At 68.3% G+C, this 24,116-nt stretch carries 18 protein-coding genes; 6 read left to right on the top strand and 12 right to left on the bottom strand.

The annotated features are described in order from the left end of the window. From FHT36_RS22195 to FHT36_RS22210, 4 genes are all read left to right on the top strand, one after another. Positions 1-1,317, top strand: a complete 1,317-nt coding sequence (locus tag FHT36_RS22195) for a TRAP transporter large permease (protein WP_169124644.1) — start codon at positions 1-3, stop codon at positions 1,315-1,317. A gap of 45 nt (positions 1,318-1,362) precedes the next feature. Further along, positions 1,363-2,349: a TRAP transporter substrate-binding protein gene (locus tag FHT36_RS22200; RefSeq protein ID WP_169124645.1), complete on the top strand. Its 987-nt coding sequence runs from the start codon at positions 1,363-1,365 to the stop codon at positions 2,347-2,349. Between the two features lie 63 nt (positions 2,350-2,412). Next, positions 2,413-2,964 (top strand): winged helix DNA-binding protein, encoded by a 552-nt coding sequence (locus FHT36_RS22205; protein WP_169124646.1) that lies wholly within the window; start codon positions 2,413-2,415, stop codon positions 2,962-2,964. 102 nt (positions 2,965-3,066) lie between these two features. After that, the gene (locus FHT36_RS22210) at positions 3,067-4,161 is read left to right on the top strand and encodes a hypothetical protein (RefSeq protein ID WP_169124647.1); all 1,095 of its coding nucleotides are present in this window, start codon (positions 3,067-3,069) and stop codon (positions 4,159-4,161) included. Between the two features lie 46 nt (positions 4,162-4,207). Here FHT36_RS22210 and FHT36_RS22215 read toward each other — a convergent pair whose 3' ends face one another. The 6 genes from FHT36_RS22215 to FHT36_RS22240 all read right to left on the bottom strand — a co-directional run bounded on the left by FHT36_RS22215 (position 4,208) and on the right by FHT36_RS22240 (position 13,011). Continuing rightward, positions 4,208-5,830 (bottom strand): ABC-F family ATP-binding cassette domain-containing protein, encoded by a 1,623-nt coding sequence (locus FHT36_RS22215; RefSeq protein WP_169124648.1) that lies wholly within the window; start codon positions 5,828-5,830, stop codon positions 4,208-4,210. A gap of 321 nt (positions 5,831-6,151) precedes the next feature. Further along, positions 6,152-8,062 carry a sulfate adenylyltransferase subunit CysN gene (cysN, locus tag FHT36_RS22220; protein ID WP_169124649.1) on the bottom strand — a complete coding sequence of 637 codons (1,911 nt, stop codon included), beginning with the start codon at positions 8,060-8,062 and terminating at the stop codon, positions 6,152-6,154. Next, on the bottom strand, positions 8,062-8,961 hold the full coding sequence (gene cysD, locus FHT36_RS22225) for a sulfate adenylyltransferase subunit CysD (protein WP_169124650.1): 900 nt from the start codon (positions 8,959-8,961) through the stop codon (positions 8,062-8,064). The genes cysN and cysD overlap by 1 nt, the downstream gene beginning before the upstream one ends. Positions 8,962-9,549: 588 nt before the next feature. Continuing rightward, complete coding sequence (locus tag FHT36_RS22230; protein WP_169124651.1) at positions 9,550-10,164, bottom strand: TetR/AcrR family transcriptional regulator; 615 nt, start codon at positions 10,162-10,164, stop codon at positions 9,550-9,552. 165 nt (positions 10,165-10,329) lie between these two features. Continuing rightward, positions 10,330-11,439, bottom strand: coding sequence for a polyphosphate kinase 2 (gene ppk2, locus FHT36_RS22235; protein WP_246702383.1), 1,110 nt, complete (start codon positions 11,437-11,439; stop codon positions 10,330-10,332). Between the two features lie 366 nt (positions 11,440-11,805). Beyond that, positions 11,806-13,011 carry a serine hydrolase gene (locus FHT36_RS22240; protein ID WP_169124653.1) on the bottom strand — a complete coding sequence of 402 codons (1,206 nt, stop codon included), beginning with the start codon at positions 13,009-13,011 and terminating at the stop codon, positions 11,806-11,808. A gap of 271 nt (positions 13,012-13,282) precedes the next feature. Between FHT36_RS22240 and FHT36_RS22245 the strand changes: the two genes are divergently transcribed. After that, the gene (locus tag FHT36_RS22245) at positions 13,283-14,197 is read left to right on the top strand and encodes an SMP-30/gluconolactonase/LRE family protein (RefSeq protein ID WP_169124654.1); all 915 of its coding nucleotides are present in this window, start codon (positions 13,283-13,285) and stop codon (positions 14,195-14,197) included. A 99-nt stretch (positions 14,198-14,296) separates the two neighbouring features. Here FHT36_RS22245 and serA read toward each other — a convergent pair whose 3' ends face one another. The 6 genes from serA to FHT36_RS22275 all read right to left on the bottom strand — a co-directional run bounded on the left by serA (position 14,297) and on the right by FHT36_RS22275 (position 23,116). Continuing rightward, a complete protein-coding gene (gene serA / locus FHT36_RS22250) occupies positions 14,297-15,556 on the bottom strand; it encodes a phosphoglycerate dehydrogenase (RefSeq protein WP_169124655.1) in 1,260 nt (419 codons plus the stop codon). Between the two features lie 225 nt (positions 15,557-15,781). Next, the gene (locus tag FHT36_RS22255) at positions 15,782-16,285 is read right to left on the bottom strand and encodes a YqhA family protein (protein WP_024280948.1); all 504 of its coding nucleotides are present in this window, start codon (positions 16,283-16,285) and stop codon (positions 15,782-15,784) included. Positions 16,286-16,303: 18 nt separating this feature from the next. After that, on the bottom strand, positions 16,304-17,767 hold the full coding sequence (locus FHT36_RS22260; protein WP_169124656.1) for a GntP family permease: 1,464 nt from the start codon (positions 17,765-17,767) through the stop codon (positions 16,304-16,306). Positions 17,768-17,770: 3 nt separating this feature from the next. Then, complete coding sequence (locus tag FHT36_RS22265; RefSeq protein WP_169124657.1) at positions 17,771-18,796, bottom strand: patatin-like phospholipase family protein; 1,026 nt, start codon at positions 18,794-18,796, stop codon at positions 17,771-17,773. A gap of 124 nt (positions 18,797-18,920) precedes the next feature. Beyond that, positions 18,921-22,025: an efflux RND transporter permease subunit gene (locus FHT36_RS22270; protein WP_169124658.1), complete on the bottom strand. Its 3,105-nt coding sequence runs from the start codon at positions 22,023-22,025 to the stop codon at positions 18,921-18,923. Beyond that, a complete protein-coding gene (locus FHT36_RS22275) occupies positions 22,022-23,116 on the bottom strand; it encodes an efflux RND transporter periplasmic adaptor subunit (protein ID WP_281809630.1) in 1,095 nt (364 codons plus the stop codon). Before FHT36_RS22275 ends, FHT36_RS22270 begins: the two co-directional genes overlap by 4 nt. Before the next feature lie 192 nt (positions 23,117-23,308). On the opposite strand from FHT36_RS22275, the gene FHT36_RS22280 reads away from it, so the two are divergent. Beyond that, a complete protein-coding gene (locus tag FHT36_RS22280; protein ID WP_024280943.1) occupies positions 23,309-24,013 on the top strand; it encodes an SDR family oxidoreductase in 705 nt (234 codons plus the stop codon). The last annotated feature ends 103 nt before the right edge of the window (positions 24,014-24,116 follow it).

A 24,116-nucleotide genomic window follows, 5' to 3' on the forward strand; every position in this document is an offset into this window, starting at 1 on the left:
ATGCCCCACCTCGATCTCATCCAGCTCTCGCTGGTCCTCCTCGTGTTCCTCATCGCGATCCTCGCCTCCGGCGTGTGGATCGCCCTCGGCCTCGGCCTCGTCGGGCTGCTGGCCATGGTGCTGACCACGCCGGTGCCCATCGGCCAGGTGCTCGCCACCACGGTGTGGAGCGCCAGCGCCTCGTGGACCCTCGCCGCCCTTCCGCTCTTCATCTGGATGGGCGAAATCCTGTTCCGAACCCGATTGTCGGAGGAGATGTTCCGGGGCCTCGCCCCATGGCTGCAATGGCTCCCGGGCCGGCTGCTGCATGTGAACGTGATCGGCTGCGGCATCTTCGCGGCGGTGTCCGGCTCCTCGGCCGCCACTTGCGCCACCATCGGCAAGATCGCCTTGCCGGAGTTGGACAAGCGCGGCTACGACAAGGGCATGAGCCTCGGCTCGCTGGCGGGCTCCGGCACGCTTGGCCTGCTCATCCCGCCGTCGATCCCCATGGTGGTCTACGCGGTGACGGCCAACGTCTCCGTGCTGCAGGTCTTTCTGGCGGGTTTCCTGCCGGGCCTTCTCGTGATGGGGCTCTATTCGGGCTACATCATGCTGTGGTCGCTGCTCAATCCCGGCCGCACGCCGCCGCGCGACCCGCACATGCCGTTCGCCGAGAAGCTCCGGCAGTCGGCCAAACTGGTGCCCTGCCTCCTGCTCATCGCGGCGGTGTTCCTGTCGCTGGTGCTCGGCATCGCCACCGCCACTGAATGCGCCGCATGGGGCGTCACCGGCGCGCTGGCACTGGCGTGGTGGAGCGGCACGCTCACATGGAAGACGCTGATTGAAAGCGTGATGAGCGCCACGCGGCTCAGCTGCATGATCATGCTCATCATCGCCGGCGCCGCCTTCACCACCGCGGCCATGGCCTATACGGGCATTCCCGTCGCTCTGGCGGAGTGGGTGCAGGGGCTGAACCTCACCCCCGGCAAGCTCGCCCTGGCGCTGACCGTGATGTACATCATCCTCGGCTGCCTCGTGGACGGCATCTCCATGATCGTGCTCACCGCGGTCATCGTGCTGCCCATGGTGAAGCAGGCGGGCTTCGACTTGGTGTGGTTCGGCGTCTATCTCGTGATCCACGTGGAGATGGCGCAGATCACCCCGCCGGTGGGCTTCAACCTGTTCGTGCTGCAGAACATGAGCGGGCGCGATACCTTCTCGGTGGCGAAGGCGGCGTTTCCCTTCTTCATTCTTCTCAACATCGCGGTCATCATCATCACGACGTTTCCGGAGATTGCCCTCGTGCTGCCGCGCTGGGTGTTTCCGGGCGGCTGAGAGACGCGTTCGAGACCTTCCCACGAACCAGAGAGAGATCAAGACATGGCGCCTTTCCGCACGCTTGCTCCCGCGCTCCTCGCCGCCGGCATCGCCGCTTTGGCGAGCACCGCGCCTGCCGCCGCGCAGACCAAGTGGAACCTCGCCTCGGCCTATCCGGCGGACAATTTCCACACCGAGAACCTCGCCCAGTTCGCCAAGGACGTGGAGGCGGCCAGCGGCGGCAAGCTCGCCGTGACGCTCCAGCCCAACGCCGTCCTGTTCAAGGCGCCCGAGATCAAGCGCGCCGTCGCCACCGGGCAGGTGCAGGCGGGCGAGGTGCTCATCTCCATCCATGAGAACGAGGACCCGATCTTCGGCGTGGACGTGGTGCCCTTCCTCGCCACCTCCTACGGCGCCTCCAAGAAGCTGTGGGATGCCTCCCGCCCGGCGGTGGAGAAGAAGCTCGCCGCCCAGGGCATCAAGCTGCTTTATGCGGTGCCGTGGCCGCCGCAGGGCCTGTTCTCCAAGAATGCCGTCGCCAAGGTGGAAGACCTGAAGGGCGCCAAGTGGCGGGCCTACAATGCCGGCACCTCGCGCATCGGCGAGGCGGTAGGCGCCCAGTCCGTCACCGTGCAGCAGGCCGAGCTGGCGCAGGCGCTCGCCACCGGCGTTGTCAACGCCCTCATCACCTCCAGCGCCACCGGCAATGACGTGAAGATCTGGGAGAGCATTCCCTATTTCTACGACATCCAGGCCTGGCTGCCGAAGAACGTCATCTTCGTGAATCAGGCGGCGTTCGACGCCCTCGACAAGCCCACCCAGGAAGCGGTGCTGAAGGCCGCCGCCGACGCCGAGGCCCGCGGCTGGAAGCTCTCCGAGGAGAAGACCAAGGCCTACATGGACATCCTCGCCTCCAAGGGCATGACGGTGGCCCCGCCCTCGCCCGAGCTGAAGGCCGGCTTCGAGAAGATCGGCGGCACCCTCACCGAGGCGTGGCTCGCCAAGGCCGGCCCGGCGGGCCAGGAGATCATCGCTGCCTACAAGAAGTGAGCCCGACGTGACCCCGCGGCCGGGGAGGGTGTCTCTCCCCGGCCGCCCCACAGGATCGATCCCGTGACCAAGGACACCCCCCCGAAGGCGCTCGAGGGCGCCCGCCGCAAGGCCGGCCCCTCCATCGTCTCCTCCGCCCATCTCGCGGACGGGGCGCTGCCGGCGCTGTCCGAGTTCGAGTTCGGGCTCAACATGCTCACCCACGCCTATGGCCGCTGGATGGTGCGCTGCATGGCGGCGGCTGGCGTGCCGGACCTTTCGGCCCTCGACGTGCTGATCCTGCACCACGTGGTCCATCGCGACCGTCCGAAGACCATCGCCGACCTCTGCCTCGTGCTCGACGTGGAGGACACCCACCTCGTGACCTATGCGGCCAAGAAGCTGCAGGGCCTCGGCCTCGTGGAAGGCGGCCGCCGCGGCAAGGAGAAGACGCTCTCCGCCAGCGAGACCGGCCGCGCCGTCTGCGCGCGCTATCGCGAGGTGCGCGAGGCGCTGCTGGCCGATGCTGTCGCCGCCACCGGCATCGATCCGGCCCGGCTCTCCGAGATGGCGGCGCTGTTGCGCACCCTTTCCGGCCATTACGACCAGGCCGCGCGCGCCGCCGCGTCGCTCTGAAGCCGGCTTAAGATTCCGCCCGCGCGGGCATGGTGCGCCGGGGGCGTTCGGCTATGATGGGCCGTCGCCCCCACCCGGACCGCAAAGGACGGACCGCGCCCCATGTGGCTTGACGATCTGCGTCCCTTCCGTCCCGCAGCGGCCGACACGCTCCCCTGCGCGACCGAGGACGCCTATCGCGCGTTCGGGCTGGCGAGCGGCACGGTGCGCGACGAGGTTCCGGCCAGCCTTCCCTTCGGCCGGCTGCGGCTGTTCTCGCGCCCGGATTCGCCCGCCCGCAGCGTGCTGGTGGTGGCGCCCATCGCCGGCGGCTATCCCTTCCTCATGCGCGATCTTCTCGCCGCGCTGCTGCCGGGCGCCGGCCGGGTCGGCATCACCGAATGGCCCAATGCGCGCTATCTGCCGCTCGATGCCGGACGCTTCGGCTTCGCCGAGAACTGCCTGGAGGCGGCGCAGATGGCCCGCGCGCTGGCGGTAGCGGGACCCGTGCATGTGGTGGGCGTGTGCCAGGGGGCGCTGCCTGCCTTTGCCGCCGCCTGCCTCTTGGCGGACGAGGGCCTGCCGGTGGCGAGCCTGAGCCTCGTGGGCGGCCCCATGGACCCCGCCCGCAATCCCACCCGCCTGTGGAAGATGCTGCAGGAGCGCTCTCTGGAATCGCTCGAGGCGCAGGTGATGGAGGAGGTGCCGCAGGGCCTGCCCGGCGCCGGGCGCCGCGTGTTCCCGGCCTGGCGGCAGATCGACACCTTCGCCCTCTACCTCTGGCGGCAGTCCATCACCGGCGGCGAGCTGCCCATGCGCCTCTTGTTCGACGACGGCGACGACCCGCTGCGCTTCCCGCTTTCCCGGCTGTGCTGGACCATGATGGACGTGCCGGCGGAATTCTTCATGGAGAACGTCTCCACCATCTTCCGCGACAACGCCCTCGCCCATGGCAGGCTGGAGATCGGCGGCCACGCGGTGCGGGCGGAGGCCTTTCGCAGCGCGCTGCTCACCATCGAGGGCACCGACGACGACATTTCCGCCCCCGGCCAGACGCAAGCCGCCCACGATCTGTGCCGCGCCGTCCCGGACGCCCTTCGCCGTCATGTCAGCGTGGCGGGCGCCGGCCATTTCGGCCTGTTCTACGGCCGCCGCATGCGCGCCACCGTGGTGCCCGCGCTGATCGAGGCCATGGAGGCGGGCGAGCGGGCGCTGTGAGCGTGCCACGGCCCGCCAGGGCCGCGCGCTAAGCGGGTGCCAGCGCTCAGTTGCGCAGGCCCGGCGCTTCCTGCCCCGTGCGGGCGACATATTCCGTGTAGCCGCCATTGTACTGGTGGATGCCGTCTTCCGTCAGCTCCAGCACCCGGTTGGAGAGGGCGGCCAGGAAGTGGCGGTCATGCGAGACGAACAGCATCGTTCCCTCGTAGTTCGCCAGCGCCTCCACCAGCATCTCCTTGGTGGTCATGTCGAGATGGTTGGTGGGCTCGTCGAGCACGAGGAAGTTCGGCGGGTCGAACAGCATCTTGGCCATCACGAGCCGCGCCTTCTCGCCGCCCGAGAGCACGCGGCAGCGCTTTTCCGCGTCGTCGCCGGAGAAGCCGAAGCAGCCGGCGAGCGTGCGCAGGGCGCCCTGTCCGGCCTGCGGGAAGGCGTCCTCCAGCGTCTCGAATACGGTGCGCTCGCCCTCCAGGAGGTCCATGGCGTGCTGGGCGAAATAGCCCATCTTCACGCTGCCGCCGACATTCACCGTGCCGTCGTCCGGCGTGGCGGCACCGGCGATGAGCTTGAGCAAAGTGGACTTGCCGGCGCCGTTGACGCCCATGACGCACCAGCGCTCGCGGCGGCGGATGTGGAAATCCAGCCCCTCATAGATGACCTTGCTGCCATAGCGCTTGTGGACGCCCTTGAGGCTCGCCACGTCCTCGCCGGAGCGGGGGGCGGGGGCGAACTCGAAGGCCACTGCCTCGCGCCGGCGGGGCGGCTCCACCCGGTCGATCTTCTCCAGCTTCTTCACCCGGCTCTGCACCTGCGCGGCGTGGGAGGCGCGGGCCTTGAAGCGCTCGATGAAAGCAATCTCCTTGGCCAGCATGGCCTGCTGGCGCTCGTACTGCGCCTGCTGCTGCTTCTCGTTCATCGCCCGCTGGCCGGCGTAGAACTCGTAGTCGCCGGAATAGGTGTTGAGGCTGCCGGCGTCGATCTCGACGATCTTGTTGACGATGCGGTTCATGAAGGCGCGGTCGTGCGACGTCATCATCAGCGCGCCGTCGAAGCCCTTCAGGAAGCTCTCCAGCCAGATCAGGCTCTCGATGTCGAGATGGTTGGAGGGTTCGTCCAGCAGCATCACGTCCGGGCGCATGAGGAGGATGCGGGCGAGGGCCACGCGCATCTTCCAGCCGCCGGAGAGCTTGCCCACGTCGCCGTCCATCATCTCCTGGGTGAAGCCGAGGCCGGCGAGAACCTCCGCCGCGCGGCCCTCCAGCGCGTAGCCGCCCAGTTCCTCGAAGCGGCCCTGCACCTCACCGTAGCGCTCCACCAGCGCATCCATCTCGTCCATGCGGTCGGGATCGCCCAGCGCCGCCTCGATCTCCTTCAGCTCGGCCGCGACGACGCTGACCGGGCCGGCGCCGTCCATCACCTCGGCGAGGGCGGAGCGGCCAGACATCTCGCCCACGTCCTGGCTGAAATAGCCGATGGTGATGCCGCGATCGGCGGAGACCTGGCCCTCATCCGGCGTCTCCTGCCCGGTCATCATGCGGAACAACGTGGTCTTGCCGGCGCCGTTGGGGCCGACGAGACCCACCTTCTCCCCCTTCAGCAGCGCCGCCGACGCCTCGATGAAGACGAGCTGCCGGCCGTTCTGCTTGCTGATGTTGTCGAGGCGGATCATGGGACAGGGGCACCCGGGGCGTTGGAGAGGTTGCGCGCAAGGTCGCGCGCTTTCCCGGGGGGCTTAATCCATCCTGCTGCGGTGCGAAAGGGGCGGGGGCTCAAGCCGGCCATGCGGTCATGCGGACAGGCGAGCGTCGCTCGTCCCTTCTCCCCTCGCGGGAGAAGGTGGATCGCACTCTACCTCCGATGTCATCGCCCGGCTCGTCCGGGCGATCCACGGTTGGTCTGGCACGGGACTCCTGACCATCGCGCGAGCGGATGGGTGGATCCCCCGGACGAGCCGGGGGATGACGCGCGGTGCGGGAGAGGGGAGCCCCCCTCAGGGCACCAGCATCCGCACGATGGCCTCGGCGGCGTCCTCCGCATCCATGGCGGTGGTGTCCACGCGCAGCTCGGGGGCGGCGGGGGCCTCGTAGGGGCTGTCGATGCCGGTGAAGTTCTTGAGCTGGCCGGCGCGGGCCTTCTTGTAGAGGCCCTTCACGTCGCGCCGCTCGGCCTCGGCCAGCGGCGTGTCGATGAACACCTCGAAGAACTCGCCCGGCTGCATCATGCCGCGCACCATGTCCCGCTCGGCGCGGAACGGGCTGATGAAGGCGGTGATGACGATGAGGCCGGCATCGGTCATCAGCTTCGCCACCTCGCCCACGCGGCGGATGTTCTCCACCCGGTCGGCGGCGGTGAAGCCGAGGTCCTTGTTGAGGCCGTGGCGCACATTGTCGCCGTCCAGCAGGAAGGTGTGCCGGTTCATCCGGGCGAGCTTCTTCTCCACCAGATTGGCGATGGTGGACTTGCCCGCACCCGAGAGACCCGTGAGCCAGACCACCGCCGGCTTCTGGTTCTTCAGCGCCGCATGGTGCTCGCGGGAGATGTCGGTGGCCTGCCAGTGGACGTTGTCCGACCGCCTGAGCGCGAAGTGGATCATGCCCGCGCCGACGGTGGCATTCGTCATCTTGTCGATGAGGATGAAGCCGCCCAGCTCGCGGTTCTCCCCATAGGGCTCGAACGGGATGCGCCGGTCGGTGGCGATGTTGCAGGAACCGATGGCGTTCAGCTCCAGCGTCTTCGCCGCCAGGTGGTCCATGTTGTTGACGTTCACCTGGTACTTGGGCTCGGTCACGGTGGCGGACACCGTCTGGGTGCCGAGCTTCAGCCAGTAGGGGCGGCCGGGCAGCATGGGCTGCTCGTCCATCCACACGATCACCGCCTCGAACTGGTCGGCCGCCTGCACGGGGGCCTCCGCCGCCGCGATCACGTCGCCGCGCGAGCAGTCGATCTCGTCCGCGAGGCACAGGGTAACGGACTGGCCGGCCACGGCCTCCTTGAGGTCGCCGTCCAGCGTCACGATGCGCGCGACGGTGCTGGTCTTGCCCGAGGGCAGCACGCGGATGGCATCGCCCGGCTTCACCGTGCCGGTGGAGATGAGGCCGGCGAAGCCGCGGAAATCGAGATTGGGCCGGTTCACCCACTGCACGGCCATGCGGAAGGGCTTTGCCGCATCATGGGCGGCGTCGATCTCCACCGTCTCCAGATGCTCCATCAGCGTCGGGCCGGCATGCCACGGCGTGTTGGGGGAGAGGGTGGTGATGTTGTCGCCCTTGAAGCCGGAGATGGGCAAGGCGACGAAATCGGTGATGCCGATGGAGGTGGCGAACGCTCGGTAGTCCGCCACGATTTTCTCAAACACCTCGCGGTTGTAGCCCACGAGGTCCATCTTGTTCACGGCCAGCACGATGTTGCGGATGCCGATGAGGTGGGCGAGGTAGGAATGCCGCCGCGTCTGGGTGAGCACGCCCTTGCGCGCGTCCACCAGGATCACCGCGAGGTCGGCGGTGGAGGCGCCCGTCACCATGTTGCGCGTGTATTGCTCGTGGCCGGGGGTGTCGGCGACGATGAATTTCCGCTTCTCGGTGGCGAAGAAGCGGTAGGCCACATCGATGGTGATGCCCTGCTCGCGCTCGGCGGCGAGGCCGTCCACCAGCAGCGCGAAGTCCAGCTCCTGCCCCTGGGTGCCGACCTTCTTGGAATCGGCCTCCAGCGCGGCGAGCTGATCCTCGAAGATCATCTTGGAATCATAAAGCAGCCGCCCGATGAGGGTGGACTTGCCGTCGTCCACGCTGCCGCAGGTGATGAAGCGCAGCATGGTCTTGTGCTGGTGCACGTCGAGATACTTGTCGATGTCATCGGCGATGAGGGCGTCGGTCTTGTAGACGGGATCGAGGGGCGCGCTCATCAGAAATACCCCTCCTGCTTCTTCTTCTCCATGCCGGCGCCGCCGGCATCTTTGTCAATCGCGCGGCCCTGTCGCTCGGAGGTGGTGGTGAGCAGCATTTCCTGGATCACCTGGGGCAGGGTGTCGGCCGTGCTCTCCACCGCGCCGGTGAGCGGGTAGCAGCCCAGCGTGCGGAAGCGCACGGAGCGCATCTGCGGCTGTTCGCCGGGGCGCAGCGGGAAGCGGTCGTCATCCACCATCAGGATCAGGCCGTCGCGCTCCACGGTGGGGCGCGGGGCGGCGAAATAGAGCGGCACGATGCGGATGCCTTCGAGGTGGATGTATTGCCAGATGTCCAGCTCGGTCCAGTTGGAGATGGGGAAGACGCGCATGCTCTCCCCCTTGTTCTTGCGAGCGTTGTAGAGGTGCCAGAGCTCCGGCCGCTGGTTCTTGGGGTCCCAACGGTGGTTGGCCGAGCGGAAGGAAAAGACGCGCTCCTTGGCGCGGCTCTTCTCCTCGTCGCGGCGGGCGCCGCCGAAGGCCGCGTCGAAGCCCCACTTGTCCAGCGCCTGCTTCAGGCCTTCCGTCTTCCACATGTCGGTGTGGAGCGGGCCGTGGTCGAACGGGTTGATGCCCTTTTCCAGCGCGTCTGGGTTCTGGTGGACGAGAAGGTCCATGCCGGCGTCGCGCGCGGCCTGATCGCGCAGCTCGTACATGGCGCGGAACTTCCAGGTGGTGTCCACATGGAGCAGCGGGAAGGGCGGCGGGGAGGGAAAGAAGGCCTTCTTGGCGAGATGCAGCATCACCGCTGAATCCTTGCCCACCGAATAGAGCATCACCGGGCGCTCGGCCTCGGCGACGACCTCGCGCATGATGTGGATGCTCTCCGCCTCGAGGCGCTGGAGATGGGTCAGGCTCATCTTGTCTTCGCTCTTCGGTCCCAACGCGACGCAACGGACGGCGCAGGGACACCGTCCTATTCCGCATCTGTGAGATGTGGATATCTTATTTCTACTCCACATTTCGACAAAACGCGAGCCGCCTGCGCGGGAAGGCGCGTGGTCCCGGTCGACAGCCGATACCTGAAACCAGAGTGCGCCGCGCGCCCGGGTGCGGGGCGGCGGCGTGTTCTGTGTACAGGTCGAAGGAAGGCGAGCAGCGGCGCGCACGATGGGAGGGGAGAGGGAGAGCTGCGGGCGGCGCAAGGGGGCGGCAATACCGCCCGCAGCTCATGTCCCCACCGGCCAAGTTTGCGGCCACGCCGGCGGAGGAGGGGCAGCTTTGCTGCTCAGGGAGGCCACCGCATCGATTCAGGGTCCGATGCCGGTCAGCGGCCCCGGCGAGCGGGCTGCAATCACCCTTCCAGTCTAGCTCAGATTGGCCCGATAACAAACCGTCTGGACGGTTTTAATCGCAAATATTTTCGGCCCGGTATCGGGATCTATAGCGGCGGTGCTCGAGGATGGCGTCGCGGCTGGCGCCGGTGTGGGGATGCCGCCTGCGCGAGATCAGGAGGGGGGGCGACGGGAGCGCCGGGGCTTTGCGGCGGGCGCGGGCGCGGCGGGGTCGGCTGGCCAGTTTCGGTCGTCGAGCAGGTAGTCGAACATCTGTTCGCGCTCGGCGTCGCCCAGCGGGCAGGTGCCCAGCATGGCCGACAAGGCGAGGCCGCGCGCGGAGAACAGGCGACTGAGGGAGCGCGCCGGGTTTCTCGCCTGCTTGAGGATGAGCGCGACGGTCTCCTCGTCGCGCACGCGCACCGGGCTCATGAAGGTCGGCTCCTGCGCGGCCACCGCGAGGATGGCGAAGGCGATGGAGTTCGAGCCCTTGACCACCTCGCGAAACACGGCGATCTGCGCGGCGAGGGCCGGCTCCGCATAGTCGGCGCCCTGCGCCTCCACGAAGGCCTCGGCGAACCTGGTGTAATAGTCCGCCTGATACTCCAGCAGGGCCGCGAGTACCGCGCGCTTGTTGGTGAACTGGTGCAGCAGCCCGCCCTTGCTGACGCCGCTCTCCTTGGCGATGGCATCGAGGGTGAGGCGGCCGGCGCCGTCGCGGGCGATGATGGCGAGGGCCGCCTGGATGACGGCGGCCTTCGTGCGTTCGGAACGCGCGGTGTTATCCATGCCTCAGGCTGACGCCCCTGTCGTGGCGCGAAAAATACTTCGCCTCAACAGGACATAACGTCGATGGCGCCGGCGAGACAAGTCATTCCGACACCACCGGGGACATGCCGTGGCGCGACCCGCGCGGCCGCGCTTCGCAGCACGCCGGGGTGACGTTGCGGCGGCCTACCGCCCGCCCATCACATATTCGCCGCGCTCGTGCACGGTGTTGGCCCGGCCCACCAGCAGGGCCTCCACCGGGCCGATGCGCTTCTGGTCCTTGTCCTTGTAGGGCAGGGAATGCAGCACGTAGCGCATGGCATTGATGCGGGCGCGCTTCTTGTCGTCGGACTTGATGACCGTCCAGGGCGAATCCGCCGTGTCGGTGTGGAAGAACATGGCTTCCTTGGCGCGGGTGTAGTCGTCCCACTTGTCGAGGGAGGCGAGATCGACGGGCGAGAGCTTCCACTGCTTCAGCGGATGCACCTTGCGCTCCTTGAAGCGGCGGCGTTGTTCGTCTTGGCTCACCGAGAACCAGAACTTGATGAGGTGGATGCCGCTGCGCACGAGGTTGCGCTCGAATTCCGGCGCCTGGCGCAGGAACTCGCGATATTCGTCCTCCGTGCAGAAGCCCATCACCCGCTCGACGCCCGCCCGGTTGTACCAGGAGCGGTCGAACATCACGATCTCGCCGGTGGTGGGCAGGTGCTCCACATAGCGCTGGAAATACCACTGGCCGCGCTCCACCTCGCTCGGCTTCTCCAGCGCCACCACCCGCGCGCCGCGAGGGTTGAGGTGCTCCATGAAGCGCTTGATGGCGCCGCCCTTGCCGGCGGCGTCGCGCCCCTCGAACAGGATGATGACGCGTTGGCGGGAATCCTTCACCCAGGACTGCAGCTTGAGAAGCTCGGTCTGGAGGATGAACTTCTGCTGCTCGTAGTCCCGCCGCAGCATCTTGTACTTGAAGGGATAGCCGCCGGTGCGCCAGTCGTCGGAAAGCTCGTCGCTGGTCACGCGCGGCTGGCCGGTGGGCTTGGGCATGCCGAGCGACTTGCGCAGCCGCACGGCGTCGTCGGGCGAGGCGCCGGCGAGGATGGCGGCGATGCCGGCCTTCACGTCGTCCACGCCCGCCGCCGTGGTGGGCTGGGCCGCTTCCAGGGAAGCCGACAAGGCGGTGACGGCGGACAGTTCCGCCTCCTGCGCCGCCAGCTGGCGCTCCTCGGCCAGCGAGCGCTCCATCTCGGCGGGAATGGCGTCGGTGCCGGCCGCGTGCGGGAGGTCGTCGGTGCTGGCCATGCTGTGCTCCTTCGGCGCCGAGGCGCGCGCCATCCGCGGCTGAAAAACCGCGTGAAAACATGGGCCTTAGCCGGCTGAAGAGCGTTGATCGAGATCAAGGGGAAGGGGAGGTAGGGGGCGGGGTTCTCCCGTCCCGGCCGCGTGCAGCGTCAGCGGGTCCGGCACAATCCCATCCGCTTGTCATCGCCCGGATGAGCCGGGCGATCCACCGAGCCGCACGAGCAATGACCGAAAGATCGACACGGCCCAACCGTGGATCGCCTGGACAAGCCGGGCGGTGACGCTGCGTGGGAGCCCTGCTCTGGACCCCGGATCAGCGCTCCGGCTGCGCCGTCGCTTGTCCGGGGAACGGGGCGCCCCATGCCCTCACTTCGGGGCGAATTGCCCGTAGAGGTGCTTCAGCACTTCGGTGGTGGCGGCCTCGGCCTTCTGGCCGGGATAGTTGGTGACCGCCTCCACCGACATGTCGCTCACCGGCTCCACCAGGATCTTGGCGAAGTTCATGCTGTTGGAGCCGTTGTGGGTGAGCACCGGCGTCTTCGTCCAGTCGAGCTTCACCACGCCCCAGCCGAAGGCGTAATCGCCGGTGGAGGGGGTGCCGGGGGGCGGGTCCTTGAACGGCGGGGTGGTGACGTGGGGCTTGTGGATGACGGCCAGCGTCTCCGGCGAGACAATGTGCGGGCCGCGCTTGCCCTGGCCGGCGTTCCAGTCGCCCCAGCGGGCGAAGTCCAGCACCGACATGTGGCCGATGCCGGCCGGGCCGACCACGGGTGGAATATCCGCCGAGGGCCCCCAGGCCATGGGCGTGGCGTTGCCCTTGTCGTCGAGCATGTGGCCGATGGGGGCGTCATACTTGCCGAAGGTGGCCTGTGGGCCGAAGCCGGCGCTCTTCAGGCCGAGCGGCGCATAGATGCGCTCTTCCACCAGGCGCTCCCACGGCTTGCCGGAAACTTCTTCCAGCATGGCGCCGGCGAAGGTGTAGCCGAGGTTGGAATACTGGAACGGCGAGCCGGTCTTGGGCACCTCCGGGGCGTGCTTCTTCCACCGCTCCAGCGCGTCGAGGCGCAGCTGGGTGGGGGTCATCTCGAAGCCGACCGCATTGAAGTAGATGCCGACGATCTCCGGCGTGTCGGAAGGGATGCCGCTGGTGTGGGAGAGAAGCTGCTCCAGTGTCACCGCCGCCAGCTTCGGGTCCATGTCCTTCACCTTGCCGCCCAGCACCTCGCCGAGCGTGCTGGTCCACTTGATCTTGCCTTCATCCACCAGCGTGCCAGCGACGGTGGCGGTGAAGGCCTTGGTGTCGGAGCCGAGATGGAAGCGGTCCTCCACCGTTACTGGCACGTCGAGGCCGAGCGCGCGCTTGCCCACGGCCCCCGATGCGACGATCTCGCCCGAGCGGGTGACGGCGGCGGCCAACGCCGGCAGGCCGTATTTGGCGCGCACGCCTTCCAGATAGCTGTCGAGGTTTTCCGCGGCACGGACGGGCGCCGATAGAGCGAGGGCCGCCGCAACGCCAAGGGCGATCCTCGCAAGGGGATGGGTGAAGGCTGATTGCGCGGGTCTGAAGTCCATGAACGATCCCCCTGTCGCCACGCCGTTGATCCGGCCAAGCGTGGCCGCATGAACGCAGGCAAACCGGCCCGCTGGCAAGGGGCATTCGGCGGTGCGGGCGGCGGCGCTGGCGTGCCCGGGCAACACGGATGCGGCGCGGCTGCGGCCGCTCATCCGGCTACACGCCGGCCCTCCGGGCGTGTAGAACCAAAGGCAAAGCTCAAGCGCGCGACCGCCCGCAGAGGCGAGAGGCTGCCGGTGTGGCCAAGCCGGACGCGCGAGGAGGAAATGCATGTTCGCAGCCCCGCCCGCCGTCGTCGCCCGCCCGTTCGTGGTGATGCCCGACGCCCTCCGGATCGAGGGGCGCCGCTCCGAGTGGAGCGAGGTCCAGTTCGGCGGCGTGCCGCTGACCACTTTCCTCGAAGGCCCCTCCTTCGATCGCGCGGGCAATCTGTGGGTCGTGGACATTCCGTGGGGGCGGCTCATCAAGGTGACGCCGCAGGGGAAGGTCAGCGTCGAGGCGGAATATGACGGCGAGCCCAACGGCCTGAAGTTCCACAAGGACGGGCGCGGCTTCATCGCCGACCACCGGCACGGCATCATGGTCTTCGATCCCGCCACCGGGCGGGTGGAACCCTATCTCGAACGGGCCATGCTCCAGCGCTTCAAGGGCGTGAACGACCTGATCTTCGCCGCCAACGGCGACCTCTATTTCACCGACCAGGGCCAGACCGGCCTGCACGACCCGTCCGGTTGCCTCTATCGCCTGCGGACGGACGGGCGGCTCGACTGCGTGCTGAAGGGCATCCCGAGCCCCAACGGCCTCGTGCTCAACAAGGCCGAGACGGTGCTCTTCCTCGCGGTGACGCGGGCCAACGCCATATGGCGCGTGCCGCTGATGCGCGACGGCACGGCGAGCAAGGTGGGCACCTTCATCCAGCTCTCAGGGGGCGGGGGGCCGGACGGTCTCGCCATCGACGAGGAGGACAACCTCGTCATCTGCCACATGGGCCTCGGCTCGGTCTGGCTGTTCAGCGCGCTTGGCGAGCCCATGCTGCGCATTAGGTCGCCGGAGGGCCATCTGACCACCAATTGCGCCTTTGGCGGGCCGGACAACCGGACGCTCTTCATCACGGAATCGAAGACCGGCACCATCCTCTGCGCCGATCTGCCGGTGCCGGGCCGGCGCATGTATTCCCATGCCTGAAATCGGGAATGGGGATCTTCGGCCTCATGGCCGGGCGTGGCGGAGCCCCACCACGCCGTCTGTTCCGCGTCTCTCCGCCGGATCGGCAGAGGCTGCCGCTCAGGCCTTGTATTCGTAGAGCAGGCGGGCGCGGATGGTGCCTTCCAGGGCGCGGATCTCGGAGAGGATGGCCTGGCTGTCCACGGCGGAGGCGTCCGCGTCGAGCACCACATAGCCGATGTCGGCATTGGTCTCGTAATACTGCGCGGCGATGTTGACCGCGTGGCGGGCCAGCACCTCGTTGAGGCGGCCGAGCATGCCCGGCAGGTTGCGCTGCACCTGGATGAAGCGGGTGCCGGTGGGGCGCGCGGGCAGCTGCACCTGCGGGAAGTTCACCGCGCCCATGGTGGAGCCGGTGTCGCTGTAGTCGAGCAGCTTGCGGGCCACCTCGGCGCCGATGCGCTCCTGCGCCTCCTCGGTGGAGCCGCCGATATGCGGCGTGAGGATCACGTTGGCGAGGCCCTGCAGCGGGGAGACGAACTTCTGGCCGTTGGCGCTGGGCTCCACGGGGAACACGTCCACCGCCGCGCCGCGCAGGTGCCCTGCCTTCAGCGCGTCGGCAAGGGCGTCGAGGTCCACCACCGTGCCGCGGCTGTTGTTGATGAGATACGCGCCCTTCTTCATGGCGGCGATCTCGGCGCGGCCGATCAGCCCGTGGGTGGCGGGGGTCTCGGGCACGTGCAGGCTCACCACGTCGCTCTGGGAGAGCACCTCGGCCATGGTCGCCACCGGCTCGGTGTTGCCGTGGCGGAGCTTGTCGGTGTGATCGTAATAGATCACCCGCATGCCCATCGCCTCGGCGAGGTTGGAGAGCTGCGAGCCGATATTGCCGTAGCCGATGATGCCCAGCGTCTTGCCGCGCACCTCGTGGCTGTCGGTGGCCGACTTGTCCCACAGGCCCTCATGGGCGGCGGCGGAGCGGTTGGGGATGCGGCGCAGCAGCATCACGATCTCGCCGATCACCAGCTCCGCCACGCTGCGGGTATTGGAGAAGGGGGCGTTGAACACCGGGATGCCGGCGATGCGGGTGGCGTCGATGTCCACCTGGTTGGTGCCGACGCTGAAGCAGCCGATGGCGATGAGACGGTCGGCCGCCTCCAGCACGTCGGCGGTGATCTGGGTGCGCGAGCGGATGCCGAGCAGGTAGACGCCCTTCAGCGCCTCCTTCAGCGCCTCGCCGTCCAGCGCCTTGGGCAGGCGGGTCAGGTTGGTGTAGCCGGCAGCGAGCATCATCTCGACGGCGCTGTCGTTGACGCCTTCGAGGAGCAGCACCTTGATCTTGTCGCGGGACAGGGACAGGTGGGGGGCGTTTTGGGTCACGGGGCGCGACGTCCTTCGGCGATCAACAGGCGAACCCGCGCGGAAATGAGCTGCCGCAAATGAGGTTCGGCTTGAAATGGTGGTTGCCGGGTGGCGGATGCGGCCCGGCGGCGGCGCGAAATTAGCGATTTTGCCGCGCCAGTCCAGACATCGCGCGCCTTTGCCGCGGCTGGGGCTTGACGACAGGGCAGGGGAGGGGCCGCTCCGTGAGGCGGGATCGCCCCCTCAATCCTCGCGTGAGGAGGGGTGGAAGCGGTCGGTCAGCGCCAGCACGGCGTAGGCGGCGACGAAGATGATGTTGGCGACCACCAGCCATCTCACCTGCGCTTCGCTCACGTCCGTCTCCAGCCGCATCAGCGCCTTCAGGAGCGTGATGCCGGTGATGGCCATGAGCGAGGCGAACAGCTTCAGCTTCAGCCCCGAGAAGGAGATGCGCGTCATCCAGACCGGCGAGGAGGGGGTGTCGGCGCGGTCGATCTTCTCGACGAAGTTCTCGTAGCCCGAGGAGATCACCACCACCAGCAGCCCGCCCACCAGGGCAAGGTCGATGAGGGTGAGGATGCCCATGATGACGTGCGTCTCGTTCATGCTCGGCAGGGCGATGGCGAAGCGCACGAGTTCCAGAAGGAAGGCGACGACGAGCAAGGCGAGCGCCACCGAGAGCCCCGCGAACAGCGGCACCATGGCCCAGCGGCTCAGCGTCACCAGCCGTACGATCGCCTTGCGCATCGCTTTGTCCCCTCCCGCTCAGAAGCTGCCGACCAGCGTGCCGAGCCCGATCACCACGGCCAGCGCGATGAGGGCGCCCACCACGGCGGCCATCACGATGTCGAGGTAGCCTTCCTTGTGGGTCACGCCGCACACGGAGAGCAGCGTCACCACTGCGCCGTTGTGGGGCAGGCTGTCCAGCGTGCCGGAGCCGATGACGGCGACGCGGTGCATGAGGGACGGATCCATGCCGATCTCGTGGGCGATCTTCATGTAGGTCGGCCCCAGCGCGTCGAGGGCGATGGTGAGGCCGCCGGAGGCCGAGCCGGTGAGGGCGGCGAGGATGTTGGTGGCCACCGCCAGCGACACCAGCGGCCCGCCCTCGATGCCCAGCACGAAGTTGCGCACGTCGGTGAAGGCCGGCAGCGCCGCGACGATGGCGCCGAAGCCGACGAGGCTCGCCACCGACAGGATCGGCAGCACCGAGGCATTGGCGCCCGCCGTCATGGTGGCGCGCAGTTCCGGCACGCTGGTGAAGTTGATGATGATGCAGGTGACGATGGCCGCCGCCAGCGCCACGATCACCGACCACACGCCACCCACCGCCGAGAGCGTCACGCCGCCCCACTGGGGATCGGCGAGGAAGCTCACGTCCATGCGCGGTAGCACCACGAAGGACATGAGGAGGTTGACGACGATCACCACCACGATGGGCAGCGCCGCCAAAAGGATGGGCGGCGCGCGGGGGGATTCATCGCTGGAATGGATCTCGGAGGGATCGAACGGGCCGGCTGTCGAGGCGCGTTCGCGCACGATGGGATCGTCCGCCGCGAGGTCCGCGCTCTCGTCCGGGGCGGCGATGAGCGAGCCGAAGCCCTCGCCGGCGGCACGCGCCGCAGTCTCCCGCCGCTTCAGCCACCACATGCCGAAGCCCAGCATGATGAGCGAGGCGATGATGCCGAGCCCCGGCGCCGCGAACGGCGTGGTGCCGAAGAACGGCATGGGGATGGCGTTCTGGATGGAGGGCGTGCCGGGCATGGCCGACATGGTGAAGGTGGAGGTACCAAGCGCGATGGCCGCCGGCATCAGCCGCCGCGGCACGCCGGCCGCGCGGAACAAAGCGACGCCCATGGGCGCAAGCACGAAGAAGGCGACGAACAGCGACACGCCGCCATAGGTGACGATGGCGCCGGCCAGCACCACGGCGAGGATGGCGCGGCTGGGGCCGAGCTTTTCCGTCATGTAGTTGGCGATGGAGGTGACCGAGCCGGAATCCTCCATCAGCTTGCCGAACACCGCTCCCAGCAGGAACAGTGGGAAGAATTGCGCGACGAAATCCGCCGCGTTGCGCATGAAGGTCTGCGTCCAGCTGGCCAGCAGCGGCTCGCCGGAGAAGGCGGCCGCGATGAGGCCCGCGATGGGCGCGAGGATGAGGATGGAGGAGCCGCGGAAGGCCAGGAAGATGAGGACCGCGAGGCCGACCAGAATGCCGATGAGACCCATGGATCAAAGCTCCGCCATCAGCTGGTCGAAATTGACGGTGGAGGCCTTGCCGATGTCGTGGGCGTGCTCGGTGAGGAAGAGGTCGGCGGCCTTGCGCCCCTCGTCCCTCAGCCAGGTGAGGAAGTCCCACTCGGCATTCAGCTTGGAGGAGAAGCCCAGCTCGTTCATCACCGGGTTGCGCACCACATGGACGCGCATCCGCGCCCAGTTGCAGGCCTCGCTGTCGCCGGAAAGCTCGTTCACGTGGCGCTGGAGCAGCGCCATCATGTACAGCTCCTTGATCGCCACCGAATTGAACGACACCTCGTTGAGGCGGTTGAGGATCTCCGCCGGGGTCTTGGGCGTGCCGGGGCGCTCCAGCGGGTTGATGGGCACGAGGATGGTGTCGTCGGACTTCAGCTCGCTCACCAGCGGCGCCAGCGTCGGGTTGCCGGAATAGCCGCCGTCCCAATAGGCCTCGCCGTCGATCTCCACCGCCTGGAACAGCGTGGGCAGGCAGGCGGAGGCCATCAGCACGTCCGGGGTGATCTCGGCGTTGCGGAACACGCGCGGGCGGCCGGTGCGCACGTTGGTGGCGGTGATGAAGACCTTGATGGGGGAGGAGCGCAGCCGCTCGAAGTCGATCTGCTTTTCGAGGATCGGCGCAAGCGCATTCCCGCCCAGGGGATTGTACTGGTAGGGCGAGAACATGCGCGTCATGAAATCCATCATCAGGAAGCCCGGCGCGGTGTCCATGGACCAGCGGCCGAGCATCTTGTCGAAGGGCGAGCGCTTGAACGGGCTGAAGCGGGCCGCCTCGGAGACGTGGGTCCAGTAGCTCTCAAGGGCGAGCTTGGCGCCCTCGCGGCCGCCGGCGGCGAAGCCATCCGCCAGCACGGCGGCGTTCATGGCGCCGGCCGAGGTGCCGGAGACGCCCTCGATCTCGAGCCAGCGTTCGTCGAGGAGCCGGTCGAGCACCCCCCAGGTGAAGGCCCCGTGGGAGCCGCCGCCCTGCAGGGCGAGATCGACGAGTACCGGTTCCCGTTCCATCTGAGACCTCATTCACAAGCAGGCCGCATCTGATGCGGGCCTGTCGCCGTTTGGCGGGGCGGGCGATCCTCGGGTCGGCTGTTATCGTTGGCGGCGGCGGGAGGGCCCGCCGTCCGCAGGCCGGTCACGCCGGCTGGGCGTTGGCCGGTTGCGTCTTTCCCGCGCCCGCGACGCGCTCCGGCCCGGTGTCGGGGCCGAACCACGCCACATAGAGCGCCGGCAGGAAGATGAGGGTTAGCAGCGTGCCCACCAAGAGCCCGCCCATGATGGCGAAGGCCATGGGCCCCCAGAACACGGTGGGCGCGATGGGGATCATGCCCAGCACGGTGGAGACCGCGGTGAGCATGATGGGCCGGAAGCGCATGGAGGAGGCGGAAACCACCGCATCCCACACGGTCTTGCCCGCCGCCCGGTCCGCCTCGATCTGGCCGATGAGGATGACCGCGTTCTTGGTGATCATGCCGATGAGCGCCAGCACGCCGAGGATGGCGACGAAGCCCAGCGGCCGGCCGGAGGCGAGCAGCGCCGCCACCACGCCGATGAGGCCGAGCGGCGCCACCGACAGTACGATGACGAGCCGCTGGAAGCTCTTCAACTCGAACATCAGCACGGTGAACATGAGCAGCAGCATCACCGGCACCACGGCGACGACGGAGGCGAGGGACGACGCGCTCTCCTCCACCGTGCCGCCGGTGGTGATGGCGTAGCCGGCGGGCAGCGTGCGGCGCAGGGCCTCGATCTTCGGGTCGAGCTTCTCCACCACGCTCTCGGGCAGCACGCCGCGCTTCACGTCCGACTGGACGGTCAGCGTCGGCACCCGGTCGCGGCGCCAGATGGCGGGATAATCCTGCCCGTATTCGAAGGTGGCGATCTGCGAGAGGGGCACGGTGCGCCCGCCCGGCAGTGGCACCTGCAGGGTGGCGAGGGAGGAAAGCGAAACACGCTCCTCGTCGGTGGCGCGGGCCACCACGTTGACGAGGTAGATGTCGTCGCGCACCTGCGTCACCGGCTGGCCGGAGAGCACGGTGTTGAGCACGCCGGCGAGCTGCGCCGTGGAGAGGCCCAGCAGCCGCGCCTCGTCCTGGTCGACGCGGATGGAGACCTGCCGCGCGGGCTCGATCCAGTTGTAGTTGACCGTCTCCACCTGCGGGTTTTCGGCCATCACCTTCGCGAGGTCGAAGGCGATGGCGCGCACCTTCTCGATCTCCGGGCCTGAGACGCGATACTGCACCGGCCAGCCCACGGGCGGCCCCAGCTCCAGCGGCGAGATGCGCGCCACGAGCTGCGGGAAGTCGGTGGCGAGCACCTTCTCCAGCTTGACGCGCAGCCGCTCGCGGGCGGCCACGTCCTGCGCCACGATCACGCTCTGGGCGAAGAAGTCGTTGGGCAACTGCACGTCGAGGGGCAGATAGAAGCGGATGGCGCCGCGGCCCACATAGGTGGACCAGCGGGCCACGTCCGGATCATTGGCCAGCACCTTGTCGAACGCCTCGGCGACGCTCTGCGAGGCGTAGATGGAGGCGTTCTGCGGCGAGGCGAGGTCCACCAGCAGCTCGGGCCGGTCGGAGGAGGGGAAGAACTGCCGCGGGATCAGAGGCAGCGCCAGCACCGACAGCACGAACAGGCCGGCGGTGACGGCGAGCGTCACCCAGCGCAGGCGCAGGCAGAGGATGAGGAAGGCGCGGTACATCCCCATCACGCCCTTTGGCGGGGCGTCGGGATCGGGGATCTTGTCCTTCGCCGGCGCGCGCAGGATGAGCACCTGAAGCAGCGGCGCGAACAGCACCGCCACGATCCACGAGACGAGGAGCGCGATGGCCACCACCGCGAACAAGGTGAAGGTGTATTCGCCCGCCGAGGAGGCGGCGAAGCCCACCGGCACGAAGCCCGCCACCGTCACCAGCGTGCCCGCGAGCATCGCCGCCGCATAGGCCTTGAAGGCGTAGGAGGCGGCGGTGGGCGGGTCGTCGCCGGCCGCGAGGCGCGTCAGCGTCGCGTCCGTGGTGGTCATGGCGTCGTCCACCATCAGCGCCAGCGCGATGATGAGGGCGCCCAGCGAAATGCGCTGCATGTCGATGTGCGCGATCTGCATCAGCGCGAACACGATGGCGAGGGTGAGCGGGATGGCGAGCGCCACGATGGCGCCGGCCCTCACCCCGAGCGCGATGAACGACACCACGAGGATGATGCCCACCGCCTGCCACAGGCTCTCCATGAACTCGGAGATGGCGCTCTTCACCGTCACCGCCTGGTCGGCCACCAGCGTCGCGTCGATGCCCACGGGCATGTTGGCGAGGATGCGCGTCATGGCGCGGTCGATGTTGGCGCCCATGGCGAGGATGTCGCCGCCGTCGCGCATGGCGATGGCGAGGCCGATGGCATCCTTGCCGTTCACCCGGAACATGGGCTGGGGCGGATCGGCGAAGCCGCGGCGGATGGTGGCGATGTCGGCGAGGCGGATGAGCCGCCCGTTCACCGCGAGGTTCACATTGGCGATGTCGGCTTCCGAGGCGAAGGCGCCGGAAACGCGGACGGAGATGTTCTCCTTGCCGGTCTGGATCTCGCCGGAGGGGCGCACGATGTTCTGCGCCGCCAGCGCCGAGAGCACCGCCTGCCGGTCGATGCCGAGGCTCGCCAGCTCCTGCATGGAGAATTCGATGAAGATGCGCTCGTCCTGCGCGCCGAGGATCTCGATCTTCGACACGTCCGGCACGTGCAGCAGCTCGGAGCGCGCCTCCTCCACATAGTCGCGCAGCTCGCGATGGGAGAAGCCGTCCGCCGTGAAGCCGTAGATGATGCCGAAGGTGTCGCCGAACTCGTCGTTGAAGAACGGCCCCACGATGCCCTGCGGCAGGGTGTGGCGGATATCGGCGATGCTTTTCCTCACGTGGTACCAGATGTCCGGCACCTCGGCGGCGGTGGCCGAGCCCTTCAGATGCACGAACACCGTGGTGACGCCGGGCTTGGTGTAGCTTTCCAGGAAGTTCAGCTGCGGCGTTTCCTGGAGCTTGCGCTCCAGCCGTTCCGTCACCTGCCGGAAGGTCTCTTCCAGCGTGGCGCCCGGCCAGTTGGCCTGCACCACCATGGTCTTGATGACGAAGGTCGGGTCTTCCGCCCGGCCGAGGTTGCGGAACGCCATCACGCCGGCCACCACGGAGATGGCCATGAGGTAGATGATGACGGAGCGGTGTTTCAGCGCCCAGGCTGAAAGGTTGAAGCCGCCGCTCACAGGCTGGCTCCCGCGGGCGCCGCGAGCAGGCGCACCTTCTGGCCGGGATGCAGGGCCTGCACGCCCGCCGTCACCACGATCTCGGAGGGCTTCAGCCCCTCGCCGACGCTGACGGAGGCCGGGCCGAAGCGCAGCACCTCGATGGTGCGCAGCGCCACCGTCTGGGTCTTGGGATCGACCACCCACACGGCGGGCTTGTCATTGAGGCGGGTGAGGGCGCTCGCCGGGATTTCCACCACCGGCCCGCGATCCACCATCACCCGGCCGACCACCGTGGTGCCGAGGCGCAGCGCCTCCGGCGGATTGGTGAGGCCGACGCGGACCCGGAAGGTGCGTGTCACCGGATCGGCCTGCGGCGCCACCTCGCGCACGCGGCCGGTGGCGGTGACGGCGGGATCGGTGGCGAGCGCCACCGTCACCTCGGGATCGCCCGGCAGGCCGGAGAGCATGGCGGCGGGCACGTCGAACACCGCGTCGCGGCCGTCCTGGCGCGCCACCTCGATCACCGGCTGGCCGGCCTGCACCACTTCGCCGGGCTCGGCCCGGCGCTGGGTGACGACGCCGGCGCTGTCGGCCTTCAATTCCGTGAAGCCGAGGCGGTCCTCGGCCATCTGCAGGCGCGCTTCCGCGTCGTCCACCTGCGCGCGGGCGTTCAGGAAGGCCTGCTCGGCCTGCTCATACTGGGCGCGCGGGGTGAAGCCGCGGGCGAGGAGCTGGCGCTGGCGCTCATACTGGTTGCGGGTCTGGGTGAGGTTGGCATTGGCCGCGCCGAGCGCCGCCTGGGCCGAGCGCAGGGCATTCTGCTCGTCCTGGGGATCGAGGCGGGCGAGCACCTGGCCGGGGGCGACGCGATCGCCCACGTTCACGAGGCGGTCGATGACGCGGCCGGAGATGCGGAAGCCGTAGGTGGCCTCGTTCTGCGCCTCCACCACGCCGGTGAGGCTCACGGCGTCGCTGGCCGCGCGGTTGGTGGCCACGACCGTGCGCACCGGCCGCGGCTCTTGCGCTTGCGGCTTCTGCGCCTCGCCGCAGGCCGAAAGGAAGAAGCACGCGCCGAGCACGCCCAGCAGCATGTGCTTACCTTTGACCACGCCAGCATCCTGCCCGCGATTTACCCGATGGTCGCGCACGAGCAGCTCCTCTTCGCAGTGCAACTAGCGTGGCTATAGAGGAGACTTGCGCATTAGACCAGCGAGTTAACTGAAAGCGCCTTCCTATACGTCGACGTTTCTGCCATTCCCGTGATCGATAGGCGCGATATGCGCCAAAAGGAGAAACTCCACATGGCAGAGGTCAAGGTCGCCGTCGTCACCGCGGGCGGTTCGGGCATGGGCGCGGCGTGCGCGCGGCGTCTCGCGGCGGACGGCTATGCGGTTGCCATCCTGTCCTCGTCCGGCAAGGGCGAAGCGCTGGCGGCGGAACTGGGCGGCCTCGGCGTCACCGGCTCCAACCAGAACAGCGAGGACATCGCGCGGTTCGTGGATCAGGTGATGGCCCGCTACGGCCGCATCGACGTGCTGGTGAACAGCGCCGGCCACGGCCCGCGCGACACCATCACCGCCATCACCGACGAGCAGTGGCACCAGGGCCTCGACGTCTATCTCATGAATGTGATCCGCTCGGTGCGGCTCGTCACCCCCGTCATGGTGGCGCAGAAGAGCGGGGCGATCGTCAACATCTCCACCGCCTGGGCGTTCGAGCCGGCGGCCATGTTCCCCACCTCGGCCGTGTTCCGCGCCGGGCTTGCTGCCTACACCAAGATCTTCGCCGACACCTATGCCGCCGACAATGTGCGCATGAACAACGTGCTGCCCGGCTGGATCGACAGCCTGCCGCAGACCGACGAGCGCCGGGCCGGCGTGCCCATGGGCCGCTATGGCACCAGCGCCGAAATCGCCGCTACGGTGGCCTTCCTCGCCTCCGAAGGCGCCGGCTACATCACCGGCCAGAATTTGAAGGTGGACGGCGGCCTGATGCGCTCGGTGTGAGCGGGGCGCATTTGGCTTGGGGTAGGGGTGAGCGATGGGGCCGGCCTTCGAAGCCGGGCCTCTCACGCGCCTTGCGCGTCCCCATGGCGATATCTTGTGGCAA

It is taken from the genome of Xanthobacter sp. SG618 (assembly GCF_012932745.1).
GTDB classification, from domain to species: domain Bacteria; phylum Pseudomonadota; class Alphaproteobacteria; order Rhizobiales; family Xanthobacteraceae; genus Xanthobacter; species Xanthobacter flavus.

What these genes read in the sequence shown, in the direction of transcription:
- FHT36_RS22245 (WP_169124654.1), top strand. Translation starts at nt 13,283, where the DNA reads ATGTTCGCAGCCCCGCCCGCCGTCGTCGCCCGCCCGTTCGTGGTGATG.
- FHT36_RS22195 (WP_169124644.1), top strand. Translation starts at nt 1, where the DNA reads ATGCCCCACCTCGATCTCATCCAGCTCTCGCTGGTCCTCCTCGTGTTC.
- FHT36_RS22215 (WP_169124648.1), bottom strand. Translation starts at nt 5,830, where the DNA reads ATGATCCGCCTCGACAACATCAGCAAGCAGAACGGCCGGCAGCTCGTC.
- cysD (WP_169124650.1), bottom strand. Translation starts at nt 8,961, where the DNA reads ATGAGCCTGACCCATCTCCAGCGCCTCGAGGCGGAGAGCATCCACATC.
- FHT36_RS22280 (WP_024280943.1), top strand. Translation starts at nt 23,309, where the DNA reads ATGGCAGAGGTCAAGGTCGCCGTCGTCACCGCGGGCGGTTCGGGCATG.
- cysN (WP_169124649.1), bottom strand. Translation starts at nt 8,062, where the DNA reads ATGAGCGCGCCCCTCGATCCCGTCTACAAGACCGACGCCCTCATCGCC.
- FHT36_RS22240 (WP_169124653.1), bottom strand. Translation starts at nt 13,011, where the DNA reads ATGGACTTCAGACCCGCGCAATCAGCCTTCACCCATCCCCTTGCGAGG.
- FHT36_RS22200 (WP_169124645.1), top strand. Translation starts at nt 1,363, where the DNA reads ATGGCGCCTTTCCGCACGCTTGCTCCCGCGCTCCTCGCCGCCGGCATC.
- FHT36_RS22265 (WP_169124657.1), bottom strand. Translation starts at nt 18,796, where the DNA reads ATGGAACGGGAACCGGTACTCGTCGATCTCGCCCTGCAGGGCGGCGGC.
- ppk2 (WP_246702383.1), bottom strand. Translation starts at nt 11,439, where the DNA reads ATGGCCAGCACCGACGACCTCCCGCACGCGGCCGGCACCGACGCCATT.
- FHT36_RS22260 (WP_169124656.1), bottom strand. Translation starts at nt 17,767, where the DNA reads ATGGGTCTCATCGGCATTCTGGTCGGCCTCGCGGTCCTCATCTTCCTG.
- FHT36_RS22210 (WP_169124647.1), top strand. Translation starts at nt 3,067, where the DNA reads ATGTGGCTTGACGATCTGCGTCCCTTCCGTCCCGCAGCGGCCGACACG.
- FHT36_RS22255 (WP_024280948.1), bottom strand. Translation starts at nt 16,285, where the DNA reads ATGCGCAAGGCGATCGTACGGCTGGTGACGCTGAGCCGCTGGGCCATG.
- FHT36_RS22230 (WP_169124651.1), bottom strand. Translation starts at nt 10,164, where the DNA reads ATGGATAACACCGCGCGTTCCGAACGCACGAAGGCCGCCGTCATCCAG.